Genomic DNA, 16949 nt, shown 5'->3' on the forward strand with positions numbered 1-16949 from the left:
GCGTCGATTTCCCGGTGAAAGTTTCTTGTTTTACCCACTGCAACTCGGGTATTTCCCGGCACAATCTAACGCTATTCGAGGAATTCGATAATGGCTACCGGTACTGTCAAGTGGTTCAACGACACCAAGGGCTTTGGCTTCATTTCTCCGGACGACAACGGTGACGACCTGTTCGCTCACTTCTCCGAGATCAAGGCCGAAGGCTTCAAGTCCCTGCAGGACGGTCAGAAGGTCTCCTTCGACGTCACCCAGGGCAAGAAAGGCCTACAGGCTTCCAACATCCAGGTCATCGGCTGAACGTCGACCGACCATGATGTGACTGCCTCACGGCAGGTGAGGAAGGCCCGCGAAAGCGGGCCTTCCTCGTTGTGCAGCCTTCGTTATTTATATTCCAATAAAACATAGATAGATTTCTAAAAATAACTTTTTAGAATAACTGGTGGCGGTCACAATGGGCCTTTCCCTTTCGTGACCGGACCTGACCATGCCGCTGGATGCCTGGCTCTCTCTCGCCGTCGTCATCGCCGTCTTCCCGCTGATGGCCTTCTCGCGCGTGGGCCCCGATATCGTGCTGCTCGGTGCGGTAATCCTGCTGCTGACCCTGGGGGTGATCGACCCCGGCCAGGCCCTGGCGGGCTTCTCCAGCACGGGCCTGTTCACCGTGGCCTTCATGTATGTGCTGGTCACCAGCATCCGCGAGACCGGTGGCATCGACCTGATCATCCGCCATGTGCTGGGGCGTCCCCGCAGCGAGGGGCGGGCGCTGGTGCGCCTGCTGCTGCCGGTGGCCTCGCTGAGCGGTTTTCTCAACAATACCCCCGTAGTGGCGACCTTCATCCCGGCCGTGCTGAGCTGGAGCCGGCGCGTGTCCGTGCCGGCGCATCGCCTGCTGATGCCGCTCAGTTTCGCCTCGATCCTCGGCGGCACCATCACCCTGTTCGGCACCAGTACCAACCTGGTCGTGCATGGCCTGCTGATCGATCGTGACCCCTCCCTGGCCATGGGGCTGTTCGACATTGCCTGGGTGGGCGTGCCGGTGGCGGTGGTGGGTCTGGTCTACCTGATCCTGCTGGGGCCGCGGCTGCTGCCGGCGCGGCGAGGGGCGGAGGCGGCCTTCGAGAATCCCCGCGAGTTCACCATCGAGATGGAGGTGGACCCCGGCGGCCCGCTGGTCGACCGAACGGTGGAGGAGGCCGGGCTGCGCCACCTCCAGGAGCTGTTCCTGGTCGAGATCGAGCGCGAGGGCAACATCGTCAGCGTGGTGGGGCCGGGTGAGCGACTCAAGGGCGGCGACCGTCTGGTATTCGCCGGCACCAGCGAGGGGGCCGTGGAACTGCAGCAGATCCGCGGCCTGGTGCCGACCCGGCAGGGCGCGTCGAGCCTCGAGAAGGACTTCAAGGAGCGCCGCCTGGTGGAGGCAGTGGTCTCCGACCAGTGCCAGTTCATCGGCCGGCGCATTCGCGACGGCCACTTCCGGACCCTCTATGGTGCCGCCGTGCTGGCGGTGTGCCGTGGCGGCGAGCGGGTCGCCGGCAACCTCGGCCAGATTCGCCTGCAGCCCGCCGACGTGCTGCTGCTGGAGGCGCGCCCGCCCTTCATCGAGCGGCATCGCCAGTCGCGCGACTTCCTGCTGATCAGCAAGGTCAACGGCTCGGCCCGTCCGGTCCACGAGAAGGCCGGGCTGGCCTGGGGCATCCTGGCCGGCGTGGTGCTGCTGGCCACCCTGGGTGTGACCAGCATGATGAATGCCGCCATGCTCGGTGCGGCCCTGGCGCTGGCCACCGGCTGCTGCACGGTGGGGGCGGCCAAGCGGGGGCTGGACACCCAGGTGCTGCTGACCATCGCCGCTTCCTTCGGGCTCGGCGCGGCACTGGAAAGCTCGGGGGCGGCGGCCACCCTGGCCGACGTTGCCCTGGGGCTGGCCGACGGCAACCCCTGGCTGCTGCTGGGTGCGGTCTATGTGCTGGTGACCCTGCTGACCTCCCTGGTCACCAACAACGCCGCCGCGGTGATCACCTTTCCGGTGGTCATGGCCAGTGCCGAGAGCCTTGGCGTGAGCCCGATGCCCTATGTGGTCGTGGTGATGTTCGCCGCCTCGGCCAGCTTCCTGACGCCCATCGGCTACCAGACCAACCTGATGGTCTTCGGCCCCGGTGGCTACCGCTTCGGTGACTTCCTGCGCCTCGGCGGGCTCCTGAACCTGCTGACCGCCGCGGTGGCCCTGGCCCTGATCCCGCTGATCTGGCCCTTCTGAACGCGCTCGCCGCCGGGCGGCGTTTGCGGTAGGGTGTCGACCTTTGACCGATCCCCTGAGCGGCCCTGGAGACGATCTCATGAATCACCCCGGCGAACTGATCATCGAGCCGAGAAACGGCAAGCCCGCGGACGCCTGCGTCTTCATCCTCCACGGGCTGGGTGCCGACGGCCATGACTTCGAACCGCTGGTGCCGGCGCTGCCCCTGCCCGACGATGCCGGCGTGCGCTTCATCCTGCCCCATGCGCCGCGCCTGCCGGTGACCATCAACGGCGGCATGGTCATGCCGGCCTGGTACGACATCAAGGAGATGAGCCTCGACCGTCAGATCGACGAGCCTCAGCTGATGGCCTCCGCCGAGCGCATCCAGGCCCTGGTGCGGGAACAGGTCGAGCACGGCATCGACAGTCGTCGCATCATCCTGGCGGGCTTCTCCCAGGGCGGGGCGGTGGCCTACCAGGCGGCGCTCTCCTTCGAGGCGCCGCTGGGTGGCCTGCTGGCACTCTCCACCTACTTCGCCACGGCCGACAGCATCGAGCTCTCCGAGGCCAATCGCGGCCTGCCCATCGAGGTGCACCACGGCAGCTTCGACCCGGTGGTCCCCGAGTCGCTGGGCAAGGCCGGCTACGAGCAGGTCGAATCGCTGGGCTATCCGGCACACTATCGCCGCTATCCCATGGCCCATGCGCTCTGCCCGCAGCAGGTCGGTGACATCGGCCGCTGGCTCGCCGAACGCCTCGCCCGCTGAGGGGCTCCGTTCCATGCCCATGAGTGCCCCATGACGGCGGCCACGTCCCCGGCCGCCGGGCTGCTCGCCTGCTGGCGCAGTGCGCGCCCCGGCTTTCTGGTGCTCTCGCCGCTCTGTGCGGGCCTGGCGGTGACCACCGCCTGGCAGGATGGCCACGCCCCCGAGGGGCACGCGATCCTGCTGGTGCTGCTCGCCGCCCTGCTGGCCCACGCCGCGGTGAACCTGTTCAACGAGCATCACGACTTCGTCAGCGGCCTGGATGCCACCACCGTCCGCACGCCCTTCTCGGGCGGCAGTGGCTCGCTGCCCCGGCACCCCGAGGCGGCGGGGGTGGTGCGGCGCGCCGCCTTCGCCTGCCTGGCCGGGGTGGTCGCCATCGGTGCCTGGTTCCTGTGGCGCTCGGGCCCGGTCATGCTGCTCTACGGGCTGCTCGGCATGGCGCTGGTGGTGGCCTACACCGGCTGGCTGACCCGACGCCCCTGGCTCTGCCTGGCGGCGCCGGGGATCGGCTTCGGCACGCTGATGGTGGTGGGCGCGAACCAGGCGCTCACCGGAACGTTCTCCGCCACGGCCCTGGCCGCCTCGCTGGTGCCGACCCTGATGGTCAGTGCGCTGCTGCTGGCCAACCAGCTGCCGGATATCGAGCCTGACCGCCAGGCCGGGCGCCACCACCTGCCCATCGTGCTGGGTCCGAGGCGTGCGGCGCGCCTGGTGGCGGTCCTGGTGCTCGGTGCTTATGCGGTGATCCCGCTGGCCTGGCTGGGTGGCTGGCTGCCCGCCTGGGCCTTGCTGATGTGGCTGGCCGCCCCCGCGGCACTGAGGCTGGCGGTCGGGCTCTGGCGCTTGCCTGCCGAGCTGGCCCCCGGCGATCCCTCGCCGCTGCTGCCGTGGCTGGGGCTGAATGTCGCCCTGCTGCTCGGTAGCCTTGCGCTGCTCAACTTCGGGCTCTGGCTGGCAGCCTGAGGCTTCGGCGAAGGTCGCCTCGACAGCGTCGGGAGGGCGGGGCAGGATGGCAGGCCGTTATTCCGCATGCCGTCAGGACCGAGACCATGAGCGCTTCCCCCTTCGCCAACCTCCCCGATGCCCAGGGCTATTTCGGCCGTTTCGGCGGCCAGCTGATCCCCCCGGAGCTCAAGGCGGTGATGGACGAGATCGACGCCGCCTACGAGGAGATCCGCGTCCGCGAGGACTTCCGTAACGAGCTGGACGGCCTCTTCGCCGACTACGTGGGGCGTCCCAGCCCGATCTTCCATGCCCGGCAGCTCTCCGAGAAACTGGGCGGCGCCCAGATCCACCTCAAGCGCGAGGACTTGAACCACACCGGCGCCCACAAGATCAACCACTGCCTGGGCGAGGCGCTGCTCGCCAAGTTCATGGGCAAGACCAAGGTGATCGCCGAGACCGGCGCCGGGCAGCACGGCGTGGCGCTGGCGACCGCCTGCGCCCTGGTGGGCATCCCCTGCGAGATCCACATGGGGCAGGTGGACATCGAGAAGGAGCACCCCAACGTCACCAAGATGAAGATCCTGGGCGCCACCCTGATCCCGGTGACCCGCGGCACGGCGACCCTCAAGGATGCCGTGGACAGCGCCTTCGAGGAGTACCTCAAGGATCCACAGCACTTCATCTACGCCATCGGCTCGGTGGTGGGGCCGCACCCCTTCCCGAAGATGGTGCGCGACTTCCAGTCGATCATCGGCCGCGAGGCTCGCGAGCAGTTCCTGGCGCGTCACGGCCACCTGCCCCATCACGTTACCGCCTGCGTGGGCGGCGGCTCGAACGCCATCGGCATGTTCACCGCCTTCCTGGAGGATGACGGCGTGCACCTGGTGGGCGTGGAGCCGGCCGGCGAGGGGCTCGACACCCGTCGTCATTCCGCCACCCTGACCCTGGGCCGGCCCGGCGAGATCCACGGCATGGCCTGCTACGTGCTGGAGGACGAGGCGGGCCATCCCATGCCGGTGCACTCCATCGCCTCGGGCCTCGACTATCCGGGCGTGGGGCCGCAGCACAGCTACCTCAAGGAGCTGGGCCGGGTGGACTACCAGAGCGCCACCGATGACGAGTGCCTCGAGGCCTTCCTGACGCTCTCGCGGGTCGAGGGGATCATCCCGGCGCTGGAGAGCGCCCACGCCGTGGCCTGGGCCATGCGCGTGGCCCCGACCCTGCCGGTCGACCAGCATATCCTGGTCAATCTTTCCGGCCGCGGCGACAAGGACGCCGACTATGTGGCCGACCGGCTGAAACTCTAGCGGGCCTCGTCATTTTTCGATGTGTTGCGTGCCATCCTGGGGTAGGGTGGGGAATGGGGGCGGGAGGCCCCTTTCCGAAACCGATGCGGGGATCCCCAGGGTGCGGGGCATGGCGCGAATCAGGGACAAGTGGCGAAGGTGGATATCGCACAGGAGGGAGCAGGAGCCGCTGGCCGAAGCGCTGCTGGACTGCTTCCCGGGTGTCGTCGTGCTCACCGATGCCCACGGGGTCATCCTGCGCGTCAACCCGGGTTTCGAGCAGCATAGCGGTCATTCGGCCAAGGCCCTGGTCGGCCGCCGCATCACCTGCCTGGACGTGGACCCGCTGCATGGCGACATCAGCCATGCCCTGGCCCACTGCGTCGCGCGTCGCCGGCCCTGGCGGGGCGTGCTGCTGTGTCGCCGGGCCGACGGCGGGCTGACCCATCAGGATGGCGACTTCCAGCCCCTTGGCGCGGACCGGGGCGAGCCGCTGCGGCTGCTGGTGACCCTCCACGACATCACGGAGCTGCGTCAGAAGGCGCTGCACGACCACGCCCTGCTGGAGCGGCTCCAGGGGACCCTCTCGCGGCTCCCCGGGGCGGTCTTCAAGCTTCGCCAGGACGCCCGGGGCGGACTCGACTTCCTCTATCTCAGCGACGGGCTGTGCTCGCTTTCGGGCCTGTCGTCGCGCTCGGTGATGGACCGCAGCGACGCGCTGCTGGAGCGGGTTCATGTCGAGGACCAGAGCCCCCTGAGCACCTCCCTGGCCCAGTCGGCGGTGAGCCTGGAACCCTGGGCGCTGGAGTTCCGCCTCGAGACGGCCGACGGCATCCGCTGGCTCGAGGGCCGGGCAAGCCCCTCTCGCCGCCGTGACGGCACGACCCTGTGGGACGGCATGCTGCTCGACATCACCCCGCGCAAGCAGGAAGAGCAGCGCACCCAGCGGCTGGTCAGCACCGACATGCTCACCGGGGCGCTCAATCGCCGGGCCTTCTTCGACTTCGGCGAGGCGGTGCGCGCCCATGCCGCCCGCCAGGGCCGCTCGGTGCCCGTGGCGATGCTCGATATCGACCACTTCAAGCGCCTCAACGACAGCCATGGCCATGCCGTCGGTGACCTGGCCCTGCAGGCCTTCGCCATGACCTGTCGTGATAGCCTGCGCCCCTATGACCTCTTCGCCCGCATCGGCGGCGAGGAGTTTGCCATCATGCTGGTGGACAGCTCACCCGAGGAGGCCTGGGGAGTGCTCGACCGCCTGCGCGCCGCGGTGGAGGCGATCGAGATCGAGGTGGCGGACACCACGCTGTGGATCACGGTGAGCCTGGGTCTGGCGGTGCTGCCACCCGAGGGCAGCCTGGACCTGGCGTTGTCCCAGGCCGACCAGGCGCTCTACCGGGCCAAGCACGAGGGGCGCAATCGACTGGCAGGGTCGCCGGACTATTCCCGGATTCACGAGGATGCCCGCCGATGACGGGGCGGGTGGCTGGAGAATCGCGGACGAAATCGGCAGGATGGGTACCATCCACCACGCAACCCAAGGAGCATTGCCATGTCCCTGTCGGAAGACTTTCGCCTGCCGGTCGCCTGTCCGAGCTGCGGCAGCCACCTGATGCGGGTCTCCCAGGTGAAGAACCCCGATGACCAGGTGCACTGCGCCTCCTGCCATCGCTTCGTCTGCCTCTGGCACGAGGCCCAGACCGTACTGAGGAAGGGCCCCTGCAGCGAGAGCGAGGCGTTGATCGAGAAGGCCGTCAACCGCCAAGACCGCTGAGTCGGCGGTGTCGCTGTCGGGTGAGCTGCTTGCGGCCGGCCTGCTGGTGGTCCTGGCGGCGTCCTGTCTTCTCGACCGCTACCTTCCTCGCGCCTGCCTGGCCTTCATCGCCTTCGCGCTGCTGATGGCACTGGCCTGGTGGCGGCTTGGTGCGCCCTGGCTGGCACTGGCCGAGGCCGTGATGGGCGCGCTGCTGACCGGCATGGCCCTTTTCCATGGGCTGGGCCGTCCGGGTTCCCGGTCTCCTCTTCCCCCGCGCGACCATGAAGGTCGCCCGCGCCACCAGGCCCCGGTTCGCTGGCTGGCGGCCCTCATCTGGCTGGCCCTGGCGGGGATGGCGGTATGGGGGGTGCCCGGTAGCGGCGAAGTCGCCGCGTCGGCCGAGGTGGCGCGCCGGCCGCTACTGGTTGCGGGGCTTGCCATCATGGCGCTGGGCCTGTGGGCCTTCGCCCACCACCATCACCTGTTGCGTCGCCTGCTGGCCTTCAACGTCCTGGGCTCCGGGGTCTTCCTGCTGCTGGCCGGTCTGGCCGGCCCGGTGGTGGAGGTCCAGGGGCTGATCCTGGTGGGGCTGATGGTGGCCCTTGTCGGTTCGGTGCTCGGTGCGGCGCTGTTGCGTCGGCTGCATGCCCTGGACGGCCGGGTCACCCTGGAGACCGGACCGGAGACGACGCCATGAGCGCGCCGCTGGACGCGCCCCCGTCGGTCGAGGCGGTGGTGCTATGGCTGGCGCTGCTGGCCCCGCCGCTGCTGGGCCTGGCGGCATGGCGCCTTCCCCCGCGGCGCATGTTGCCGGTGCTCCTGGTCGGCACTCCGCTGCCGCTGGCGACCCTCTGGCTGCTGCATCGCGTCTCGGTCGGTGGTGGGCTAGAGGGCGCCTGGTCACTCGCTGGGCTGCGGCTCCACTGGCACCTGGACGGCCTGGCGGGCCTGCTGTTGCTGCTCACCCAGCTGCTGCTGCTGGCCAGTGCGGCCTATGCGATCGGGCACCGGCGAGCTGCCGCGGTGCCCGAGCGGACCTTCGCCCTGTTCTGGCCGTTGCTGGGGGGGCTGGCCGCGGCGCTTGGCCTGATCTGGGTGGCCGCCGACCTGTTGACCCTCTACGCGGCGCTGGAGCTGATGGGGCTCACCGCCGTGGGCATGATGCTGCTGCCCGGCACGGGGGAAGCGCTGTTGGCGGGCATGCGCTACCTGCTCTATGCCCTGGTGGGGTCGCTGGCCTGGCTGTTGGGCGTGGCGCTGCTGCTGGGGGCCACGGGGCGGCTGGATCTGGCGGGTCTGGCGGCCGCCAGCGAGCCGGGAGCGGTAACCGGCATCGCCATGGCACTGCTGGCCGCCGGCCTGCTGCTCAAGGCGGCGATCTTCCCGCTCCACGGCTGGCTGGTGCCGGTGCATGCCAGCGCCTGGACGCCGGTGAGTGCCCTCCACGGGGCCCTGGTGGTCAAGGCGTCCTTCTTCATCCTGATGCAACTGTGGCAGCGGCTGGTGCCCGAGGCGGTGGCCGCCGCCTGGCTGCTCGGGCTGCTCGGCAGCCTGGCCGTGCTGTGGGGCGGGCTGCAGGCCTGCCGGGCCAGCGCCCTCAAGCAGGTGGTGGCCTGGTCCACGGTGGGCCAGCTGGGCTACCTGATGCTGGCCTTCCCGCTGCTGGCCGGCACCTCGGCGGCGGTGGCGACCCTGGCCTGGCAGGCCACCTGGCTGCAGCTGGCCGGGCATGCCCTGGCCAAGGCCGCGATGTTCATGGCGGCCGGCAACCTGGTGCTGGCCGACGGCGTGAGCCGCCTCACCGACCTGGCGGGAGCCTGTCGGCAGCTGCCGCTCGCGCTGATGACCTTCGGCATCGCCGCGGTGACCCTGATGGGCCTGCCGCCCAGCGCCGGCTTCACCGCCAAGTGGCTGCTGCTGCAGGCGGCCATCCTCGCCGGGCAGTGGCCCTGGGTCGTCGTCCTGGTGGTCGGCACCCTGCTGACGGCCACCTATGTGTTCCGGGTCTTCCGCTGCGCCTTCGTCGAGGCCTCGCCCCGCCACGAGGTCCGGCCGCTGCCCGCGGGCATGGACCTCGTCGCCCTGCTGCTGGCCCTGGCGGCCCTGGGGCTGGGGCTCGGCGCCGAGTGGCCGCTGGCCCTGCTGCGTGAGGAGGGCATGCCATGAGCGGGGCGCTCCTGCTCCTGGCGACCCTGGGCACATCGCTGGTCGCCGCGGTGGTGATCTTCCTGCTGCCGGAGCGGGCCTTCCGGGCGCGCACCGGCATCAACCTGGGCGCGGCCCTGGTCAAGCTGAGCCTGGTGGCCTGGATGGTCTGGGGACTCAGTCACGGCCGCGAGTATGTCATCGAGTTTCCAGTCCTGGAGGGGCTGGCCTTCGTGCTGCGCGCCGACGATCTGGGCATCATGTTTGCGGGGCTCTCCTCGCTGCTCTGGCTGCTCACCACCATCTATGCCATCGGCTACCTGGAGGACTCGCCCAATCGCAAGCGCTTCTTCGGCTTCTTCGGCCTCTGCGTGGCCAGTACCCTGGGCATCAGCCTGGCGGGCAATCTCTTCACCTTCCTGGTCTTCTACGAACTGCTGACCCTCTCCACCTATCCCCTGGTGGTGCACCGGGGAACCTCTAAGGCACTGGCGGCGGGCAAGGTCTACCTGCGTTTCACCCTGACCGCCGGAATGGGACTGATGGTCGGCATGGTCATCCTGCATGTCCTGGCCGGGGACATCCGGTTCGGCGAGCGGGAGATCCTCGCCGAGCTCGGCCCCGAGCGCCGCCCGCTGCTGGTGGGCCTCTTCTGGGTGCTGATCGCCGGATTCGGCGTCAAGGCGGCCCTGGTGCCGCTGCACGGCTGGCTGCCGCGGGCCATGGTGGCGCCTGCGCCGGTCAGCGCCCTGCTGCATGCGGTGGCGGTGGTCAAGGCCGGCGCCTTCGGCATCGTGCGGCTGGTCTATGACGTGTACGGCATCGAGCTGAGCGCCGAGCTGGGGCTGCTGTACGGCCTGGTGGTCGTGGCGTCGGTAACCATCCTCTTCGGCTCGCTGCGTGCCCTGGCCCAGCAGGAGCTAAAGCCACGGCTGGCCTACTCCACGGTGAGCCAGGTCTCCTACATCGTGCTCGGCATCGGCCTGTTCGGCCCGCTGGGCACCATCGCCGCGCTCTCGCACCTGCTGCACCAGGGCCTGATGAAGATCACCCTGTTCTTCTGTGCGGGCAACTACGCCGAGGAACTCGGCATCCACCGCATCGACGAACTCGACGGTGCCGGTCGACGCATGCCGCTGACCAGCCTGGCCTTCACGGTGGGGGCGCTGGGCATGATCGGCCTGCCACCGGTGGTGGGCTTCCTGAGCAAGTGGTACCTGGGCACCGGGGCAATCCAGGCCGGGATGCCCTGGGTGATCATCGTGCTGGTGGCCAGCAGCCTGCTCAACGCCGCCTACTTCCTGCCGGTCCTCGGCCGGCTGTGGTTTCGTCCCGGACCCGATCATGGCGTGGGGGTATGGCCCGAGGAGCGTCGCTTGGGCCGGCTGGAGACCCACGGCTGGCTGCTGGTGCCGGCAGTGGCAACGGCGCTGTTCAGCCTGATGGCCGGCATGCTGGCGGGCATGCCCTTCAGCCCGCTGGAGTGGGCGACCCGTGTGGTCAACGCGGAGTATCTGCCATGAGCGATGCGCTTCTTGCCCTTGCGATGCCTACCGCACTGCTCTGGCCGTTGCTGCTGATGCTGCGGGTGCCGCTGATGGCGGCCCTGGCCGATCGTGGACGTCCGGCTGCTCTGATCGACGGGCTCTGGTGTACTGCGCCGTTGCCCGCCCTGGCGCTGGCCCTGAGCGTGGAGGAGGGGGCGCTGGTACTGGACTGGTGGCTGTTCGGCGGGCACTGGGCGCTTGACGGTACGCGGAACGCGTTGCTGGCCGTCACGGCGCTGCTGTGGCTGTTGGCGGGGGGCTATGCCCGGGGCTACCTGGCCGGAGAACTGGACAAGGCGGTGGCCGGCGACGGGGGCGCCGAGGCCCGGTTGACGCGCTTCGCGCTGCTCTGGCCGTTGACGCTCTCCGGCAACCTGCTGCTGCTCGTCGCCGAGGACATCGCCAGCTTCTATCTGGGCTTCGCGGTGATGACCTTCGCTGGCTACGGCCTGGTAGTGCATGCGGGGACCCGGGACGCGCGCACCGGCGGCCAGGCCTACCTGGTGATGGCGGTGCTGGGCGAGGGCCTGATCCTGGCCGGGCTGCTGTGGGGGGCGGGGAGTGCCGGCACCACCACGCTGGGCGGCCTGCGCGAGGGAATGGGCGAGGCACCGGGCGGTGCCTGGATGGGCCTGCTGCTGTGGCTCGGCTTCGGGGTCAAGGCGGGGGTAGTGGGGCTGCACCTCTGGCTGCCGTTGGCCCATCCGGTGGCGCCGACGCCGGCCAGCGCGGTGCTCAGCGGGGCGATGATCAAGGCAGGCCTGGTCGGCTGGCTCGCTACCCTGCCGCTGGGTGAGCCGGCCGCCACGGAAGCGTTCGCCTGGCTGGGCCGGGCCATGCTGGTGGCCGGCCTGGCGGCCGCCATCGGGGCGGCCCTCTACGGGGTCTGCCAGTGCCACCCCAAGGTGGTGCTGGCCTACTCCAGCGTCAGCCAGATGGGCATGATCACCGCCCTGGTGGCCATGGGGCTCGTCGCCCCCGCCCTGTGGCCGGCGCTGTCGATGGCGGTGGTGCTGTTCGCCGCCCATCACGGCCTGACCAAGGGGGCGCTGTTCCTCGGGGTGGGTATCGGCGAGCACCCGCCGCGCCTGCCGGCCTGGCTGCTCTGGACCCTGCTGGCACTGCCGGCGCTGTCGCTTACCGGGGCCCTGGCCTCGGGGCTGGCCGCCAAGTGGGCCTTCAAGGCGGTGCTCTACGACGGCGGCTACAAGGTCGTGGCGACCTGGCTCTCCCTGGCGGCGGTGGGCACCACGGCGCTGATGACCCGCACCCTCTGGTGCCAGTGGCAGACCGATCGCCAGGCCCGCCAGGATGGCCTGGAACCCCTGCTGTCGGCCATGCCGCTGGCCTGGCTGGCGACCCTGCTGGCCGCACTGACCCTGCCCTGGTGGCTGGGTGATGAGCTCGTCGATCAGGGTTGGCCACCGCTGGCCGAGCTCCCCGGGCTGCTGTGGCCGCTGGTCCTGGGCCTTGCGGGCTCGGTCGCGACCTGGGGCGTGGCGCGGTGGCGTCCGCTGCGGGTCACCCGGCGACTACCATCCGGCGACCTCTGGTGGCTGCTGATGGGGGGCTGGCAGCGGCTACGTGCGTGGGCTCAGGGCAGTCTGGACCGGCTCGGCAGCGTCCAGGGCGCCTGGGTGGCCTGGTGGGTGGCACGCGAGCGCGACGCCATCGAGGCATTGGACGGCATGACGCGCGGCGAGGGATGGCTACGCCGCCATGCGGCGGTGCTGATGATGGGCGTGGCCGCGGGGCTGGCCCTGTTGATGGTGTTTGGCCCGGCCTGACCCGCCGCCAATGGCGACGGGTCAGGCCGGGCGGGGGCGCGGGTCAGAGCAGCTCCTCGCCGGCCAGCGCCAGGCGCGAGCGCTCCACGCTCTTGAGGGTCACGTGGCCGGCATGGGGCCAGTCGCGGAAGTGCTGGACCACCGCCGCCATGCCGCAGGTGTTGGCGGTCAAGTACGGCGTGTCGATCTGGCCGACGTTGCCCAGGCAGACGATCTTGGTGTTGCGCCCGGCCCGGGTGATCAGGGACTTGAGTTGCTTGGGAGTGAAGTTCTGCGCCTCGTCGATGATCAGGAAGGTGTCGTTGAGGGTGCGCCCGCGCATGAAGCCGGGCGCGCGGATCTGCACTCGCGAGCCGAGCAGCTGGCGGGTGGCGTCCTGGTTCCAGGTGCTGCTGCCGTCGTGCTCGTCGCGCAGCAGGTTGTCCATGTTGTCGTGGAAGGCCCCCATCCAGGGCGACATCTTCTCCTCCTCGGTGCCCGGCAGGAAGCCGATGTCCTCGCTCATCGAGATCGGCGCCCGGGTGAAGACGATGCGCTCGAAGCGCTTGGTGTCCAGGGTCTGCTGGAAGGCCGCGGCCAGGGTCATGAAGGTCTTGCCGGTGCCCGCGCTGCCGGCGATGGTCACCAGGTCGATGTCGTCGTCCATCAGCAGGTTGAGGGTGAAGTTCTGCCGGCTGTCGTGGGCGTGCACCCCCCAGACGCTGGTGGCGTGACGGTAGTTGGTGAGCAGCTCGAGGTGGGCGTGCTTCGGCCCCGCCTCGCGCACGATGGCCTCGAAGCTGGCGCCGTTGTCGCTGTCGGAGACCAGCATGCCGAGGTGCCATTCGCGGGGGATGTCGCCGGCCAGGCGGTAGACGATCCTGTGGTCCTGGCGCTCGACCTTGACGTCGACCGCCAGGCTGTCCCAGAGCCCGCTGCCGTCGTGGCCGGCATCGGGATAGATCCGGGCACCGTCGATCATGGCGTCGCTGTCGTCGAAGGCGCGATCGGTGAGGTAGTCCTCCACCGGCACCCCCAGCGCGGCCGCCTTGACCCGCAGGTTGATGTCCTTGGTGACGAGTATCACCGAGGCGTCCGGGCGCTCGTCGCGCAGCCGGCAGGTCTCGGCCAGGATGCGGTTGTCGGGGCTCTCCTCCAGCGGGTCCAGGGGTTTCAGGTCGGTGTAGCAGAGCAGGCGCAGGCGGCCTTCGGGGCCGATGAGCCGGGGGATGGGAATGCCGTCGCGGATCTGGTCGATATCGACGTTGGCGGTGAGGTCTGACAGGGTACGGCTGACCTGGCGGGCGGTGCGGGCGATCTCGCGGATGCCGTTCTTGTGCTTGTCGAGCTCCTCGAGCACGGTCATGGGGATGACCACCTCGTGCTCGTCGAACTGGTAGAGGGCGGCGGGGTCGTGGATCAGGACATTGGTGTCCAGCACGTAGAGCCGGGTGGCCTTCTTGTCGATGCGTACCATCGGCGCAGTTCTCCTTGTCGTCATAGTGTCGACACTGCCGGCGCACGATGTCAGTGACGTGACAGGGGCCCCGCGGTGTCGTCCCGCTCGATACGACGTTCACCTCCTTGCCTGTGGTCCTGCCTGGTTGGATGCCTGTCGGACGGCGAGGTGCCATCCTGTTTCGAGCATGGTCGGTGTTCGCTCATGCTGCAATGCGATATCGCGAGGCCCCGTCAACGTTGGCTCAGCGAGGCGCCTCTGCCTCCTGGAAGATGCGTTCCACGTCCAGGGTGGAGCGCTGGCCCAGATCGTCGAAGTGCTGGGTGAGCCAGGCCTCGGTGGTCTCGCGCCCCAGTTCATGCAGGTGGGAGAGGAAGGCCCACTCGGCGTTGAGCTTGCTGGAGACGGAGAGGTGCGACAGGGGTTCGTCGCCGCTGAGGTGGTGGAGCCGCGCCTCCCGGTAGCAGCCGATGTCGATGTCATGCTCGCCGAGCAGCTTCTGCAGCATCACGATCGTCCGCACCTCCTTGATCAGGGCGGCATTGAAGGTGATCTCGTTGAGGCGGTTCAGGATGTCCGCGGCGCTGGTGGGCACCTCCTGGCGGTACATGGGGGTGATCTGCACCACCAGGATGTCGCCCGCGCTGCACTGGTGAAGCAGCGGCGAGAGCGAGGGATTGCCCATGTAGCCGCCATCCCAGTAGGCTTCGCCGTCGATTTCTACCGCCTGGAAGACCGTGGGCAGACAGGCCGAGGCCATCACCGCATCGAGGCTCATCTCCTCGCGGGAGAAGATCCGCTGCTTGCCGCTGCGCACGTTGGTGGCGGTGACGAAGAGCTTGAGGTCCTCGCAGCCGCGGACCCGGTCGAAGTCGACCCGTTCGGCGACGATGTCGCGCAGAGGGTTGAAGTTGAAGGGATTGAAGTGGTAGGGCGAGACCAGCCGGCTCATCAGGTCCAGGGCGATGTAGCCCGGGGAGTGGTCGAGGCTCCAGTTCCCGGTCAGCACGTCCAGCGGGGTTCGGCGCACGGGGCTCGCCATGCCCGCCCGGCTGACGGCGCGCCAGAAGTCGCGCAGGGCCACGCGGGCGGTGGATTCGTCGCCGCGGGTCAGGGCATCGGCCATCACCACGCCGTTCATGGCGCCGGCACTGGTCCCGCTGATGCCCTCGATCTCGATGCGCTCGTCCTCGAGCAGGCGGTCCATCACGCCCCAGGTGAAGGCGCCGTGGGCGCCGCCACCCTGCAGGGCCAGGTCGATCCGTCGTCTCTCGCTCATCTTGGCTCCTCGGCCCGGGCGGCCAGGCCTGGCCGCCGCTGCAGTGCATCAACCCCAGCAGCATAACGGCCGAGCCTGATGACGACCATCACCCTGGCACGAGCCTGGCTTTCAGGGTAAACCGCTGTCGTTGATGGGAAGGCAAGTGGTGTCACTGCAGGATCAGGCTGCCCGGCGGCTCTAATCCGATGGTCCCGAGGAGCAACATGGGGACTTAGGCGAATCAAAGAATGGGAAGTGAAGCAGCGTGCGCTGCGGTTGGATCACCGAATCGGCCTGATCTAAGGTGGATAAACCATTATCAGGGCGACCATCGGAGGAACATCGGCATGAGCGATTCGGATCTTGGCATGATGGATGCACAAAGCCTCCTGGCGCTCTTCAGGTCGCGTGACGCCTCGCCACTGGAAGCCACAAGAGCCGCTCTCGAGCGCATCGATCGCTTCAACGACAAGGTGAATGCCTATGTCCACGTGGATCATGAAGGGGCAGAGTCAGCGGCCAAGGCCTCGGCACGGCGCTGGGGTAAGGGCAAGCCGTTGAGCCCGATCGATGGGGTGCCAGTCTCGCTGAAGGATCTCACCGAGGTTGCCGGCATGCCGTGTCGGGAGGGATCGCTGACCGTACCGGATACGCTCTGTGAACAGGACGCCCCGCCCGCCCGAATGTTGCGGGAGGCGGGGGCCGTCATCCTGGGCAAGACCAACACCCCTGAATTCGGGTGGAAAGCGGTCACCGACACTCGGGCGTTCGGTGCCACCCTCAATCCCTGGGATACGCGGTTGACCCCCGGGGGCTCGTCCGGGGGGGCCGCCGTGGCCGCCGCCCTCAACATGGGGGTACTCCATCAGGGGGGAGACTCCGGTGGCTCTATCCGTATTCCGGCGGCCTTTACCGGGGTCTTCGGCTTCAAGCCTACCTTCGGTTGGACGCCGCAGTGGCCGCCGGCCAAGGAGCCGACCCTCTCGCACTTGGGACCCCTGACTCGCAACGTGCGCGACGCCATCAGCATGCTCAATGTCATCGGCCGCTATGACTATCGGGATCCCTATGCCACGCGGGGTCAGCCGGATGACTGGGGGCAGGATCTCGACCGGGGGCTGCATGGCCTGCGTATCGCCTACTCACCGGATCTGGGGTATGCCCAGGTGGATCGTCAAGTCGCCGACCGGGTGAACGAAGCCGCGCGGAAGCTGGAAACGCTGGGAGCCGAGGTGGTGGAAATTCATCCCGGCTTCGAGTCCCCCCTGGATATCTTCAAGAAGCTCTGGTTCACGGCCTCGCTGGAACAGTGGTCACAGCTCGATGATCGTCTGCGTGACAAGCTCGATCCCGGCCTGGTGGCCAATGCGCGTGAGGCAGAGAGCTGGAGCGCCGTAGATCTGTTTCGGGCGCTGGTGGAAAGGGCGCGACTTACCGAGCGCCTCGAGCATTTCAATCAGGAGTACCATCTGCTGATGACGCCGACCGTGCCCATCCCGCCGTTCGAGGTCAATCAGGAAGTTCCCCCGGGGAGCGGCATGAAGGACTGGGAGGAGTGGGCACCGTTCTCCTATCCCTTCAACCTCAGCCAGCAACCCGCGGCCTCGGTGCCCTGCGGCTTCACCGATACCGGGCTGCCGGTGGGTTTCCAGCTGGCGGGCGGCAAGTACGACGACATTCGGGTATTACGCGCCTGTCATGCCTTCATGGAGGCTCATCCGCCACGGTTCCCGACCATTCCGGATCCCTCCCAGCGAGCCTGACCTGCCATCAGACGGTTTC

14 protein-coding genes are annotated in these 16949 nt (G+C 68.7%); 12 read left to right on the forward strand and 2 right to left on the reverse strand.

What is annotated here, in order from left to right:
• The first annotated feature begins 90 nt into the window (after nt 1–90).
• The 11 genes from QLQ86_RS07840 (at nt 91) to QLQ86_RS07890 (ending at nt 12468) form a co-directional block, all read left to right on the forward strand.
• Complete coding sequence (locus QLQ86_RS07840) at nt 91–297, forward strand: cold-shock protein (RefSeq protein WP_040185674.1); 207 nt, start codon at nt 91–93, stop codon at nt 295–297.
• Between the two features lie 187 nt (nt 298–484).
• On the forward strand, nt 485–2254 hold the full coding sequence (locus tag QLQ86_RS07845) for an SLC13 family permease (RefSeq protein WP_282816475.1): 1770 nt from the start codon (nt 485–487) through the stop codon (nt 2252–2254).
• Nucleotides 2255–2333: 79 nt separating this feature from the next.
• Nucleotides 2334–3002, forward strand: coding sequence for an alpha/beta hydrolase (locus tag QLQ86_RS07850; protein ID WP_282735684.1), 669 nt, complete (start codon nt 2334–2336; stop codon nt 3000–3002).
• Nucleotides 3003–3032: 30 nt separating this feature from the next.
• The gene (locus QLQ86_RS07855; RefSeq protein ID WP_282816476.1) at nt 3033–3965 is read left to right on the forward strand and encodes a prenyltransferase; all 933 of its coding nucleotides are present in this window, start codon (nt 3033–3035) and stop codon (nt 3963–3965) included.
• Between the two features lie 86 nt (nt 3966–4051).
• Nucleotides 4052–5254, forward strand: a complete 1203-nt coding sequence (trpB, locus tag QLQ86_RS07860) for a tryptophan synthase subunit beta (protein WP_282816477.1) — start codon at nt 4052–4054, stop codon at nt 5252–5254.
• A gap of 109 nt (nt 5255–5363) precedes the next feature.
• Complete coding sequence (locus tag QLQ86_RS07865; RefSeq protein WP_282816478.1) at nt 5364–6707, forward strand: sensor domain-containing diguanylate cyclase; 1344 nt, start codon at nt 5364–5366, stop codon at nt 6705–6707.
• Nucleotides 6708–6785: 78 nt separating this feature from the next.
• Nucleotides 6786–7007 carry a hypothetical protein gene (locus QLQ86_RS07870; RefSeq protein ID WP_282735680.1) on the forward strand — a complete coding sequence of 74 codons (222 nt, stop codon included), beginning with the start codon at nt 6786–6788 and terminating at the stop codon, nt 7005–7007.
• A gap of 7 nt (nt 7008–7014) precedes the next feature.
• Nucleotides 7015–7686: a hydrogenase subunit MbhD domain-containing protein gene (locus QLQ86_RS07875; protein WP_282735679.1), complete on the forward strand. Its 672-nt coding sequence runs from the start codon at nt 7015–7017 to the stop codon at nt 7684–7686.
• Nucleotides 7683–9155 (forward strand): complex I subunit 5 family protein, encoded by a 1473-nt coding sequence (locus tag QLQ86_RS07880; RefSeq protein WP_282816479.1) that lies wholly within the window; start codon nt 7683–7685, stop codon nt 9153–9155. Before QLQ86_RS07875 ends, QLQ86_RS07880 begins: the two co-directional genes overlap by 4 nt.
• Entirely contained in the window at nt 9152–10657 is a 1506-nt protein-coding gene (locus QLQ86_RS07885) for a complex I subunit 5 family protein (protein ID WP_282816480.1), read from the forward strand. Before QLQ86_RS07880 ends, QLQ86_RS07885 begins: the two co-directional genes overlap by 4 nt.
• Nucleotides 10654–12468 carry a complex I subunit 5 family protein gene (locus QLQ86_RS07890; RefSeq protein WP_282816481.1) on the forward strand — a complete coding sequence of 605 codons (1815 nt, stop codon included), beginning with the start codon at nt 10654–10656 and terminating at the stop codon, nt 12466–12468. Before QLQ86_RS07885 ends, QLQ86_RS07890 begins: the two co-directional genes overlap by 4 nt.
• A gap of 43 nt (nt 12469–12511) precedes the next feature.
• On the opposite strand, the gene QLQ86_RS07895 is transcribed toward QLQ86_RS07890, so the two are convergent.
• Both QLQ86_RS07895 and QLQ86_RS07900 read right to left on the reverse strand, forming a co-directional pair.
• A complete protein-coding gene (locus QLQ86_RS07895) occupies nt 12512–13924 on the reverse strand; it encodes a PhoH family protein (RefSeq protein WP_282735675.1) in 1413 nt (470 codons plus the stop codon).
• Between the two features lie 226 nt (nt 13925–14150).
• Complete coding sequence (locus QLQ86_RS07900; protein WP_282735674.1) at nt 14151–15185, reverse strand: patatin-like phospholipase family protein; 1035 nt, start codon at nt 15183–15185, stop codon at nt 14151–14153.
• A 329-nt stretch (nt 15186–15514) separates the two neighbouring features.
• Between QLQ86_RS07900 and QLQ86_RS07905 the strand changes: the two genes are divergently transcribed.
• On the forward strand, nt 15515–16930 hold the full coding sequence (locus QLQ86_RS07905; RefSeq protein WP_282816482.1) for an amidase: 1416 nt from the start codon (nt 15515–15517) through the stop codon (nt 16928–16930).
• Nucleotides 16931–16949 lie beyond the last annotated feature (19 nt).

The sequence above is a fragment of the Halomonas rhizosphaerae genome, from assembly GCF_030012485.1.
Taxonomy (GTDB): domain Bacteria; phylum Pseudomonadota; class Gammaproteobacteria; order Pseudomonadales; family Halomonadaceae; genus Halomonas; species Halomonas rhizosphaerae.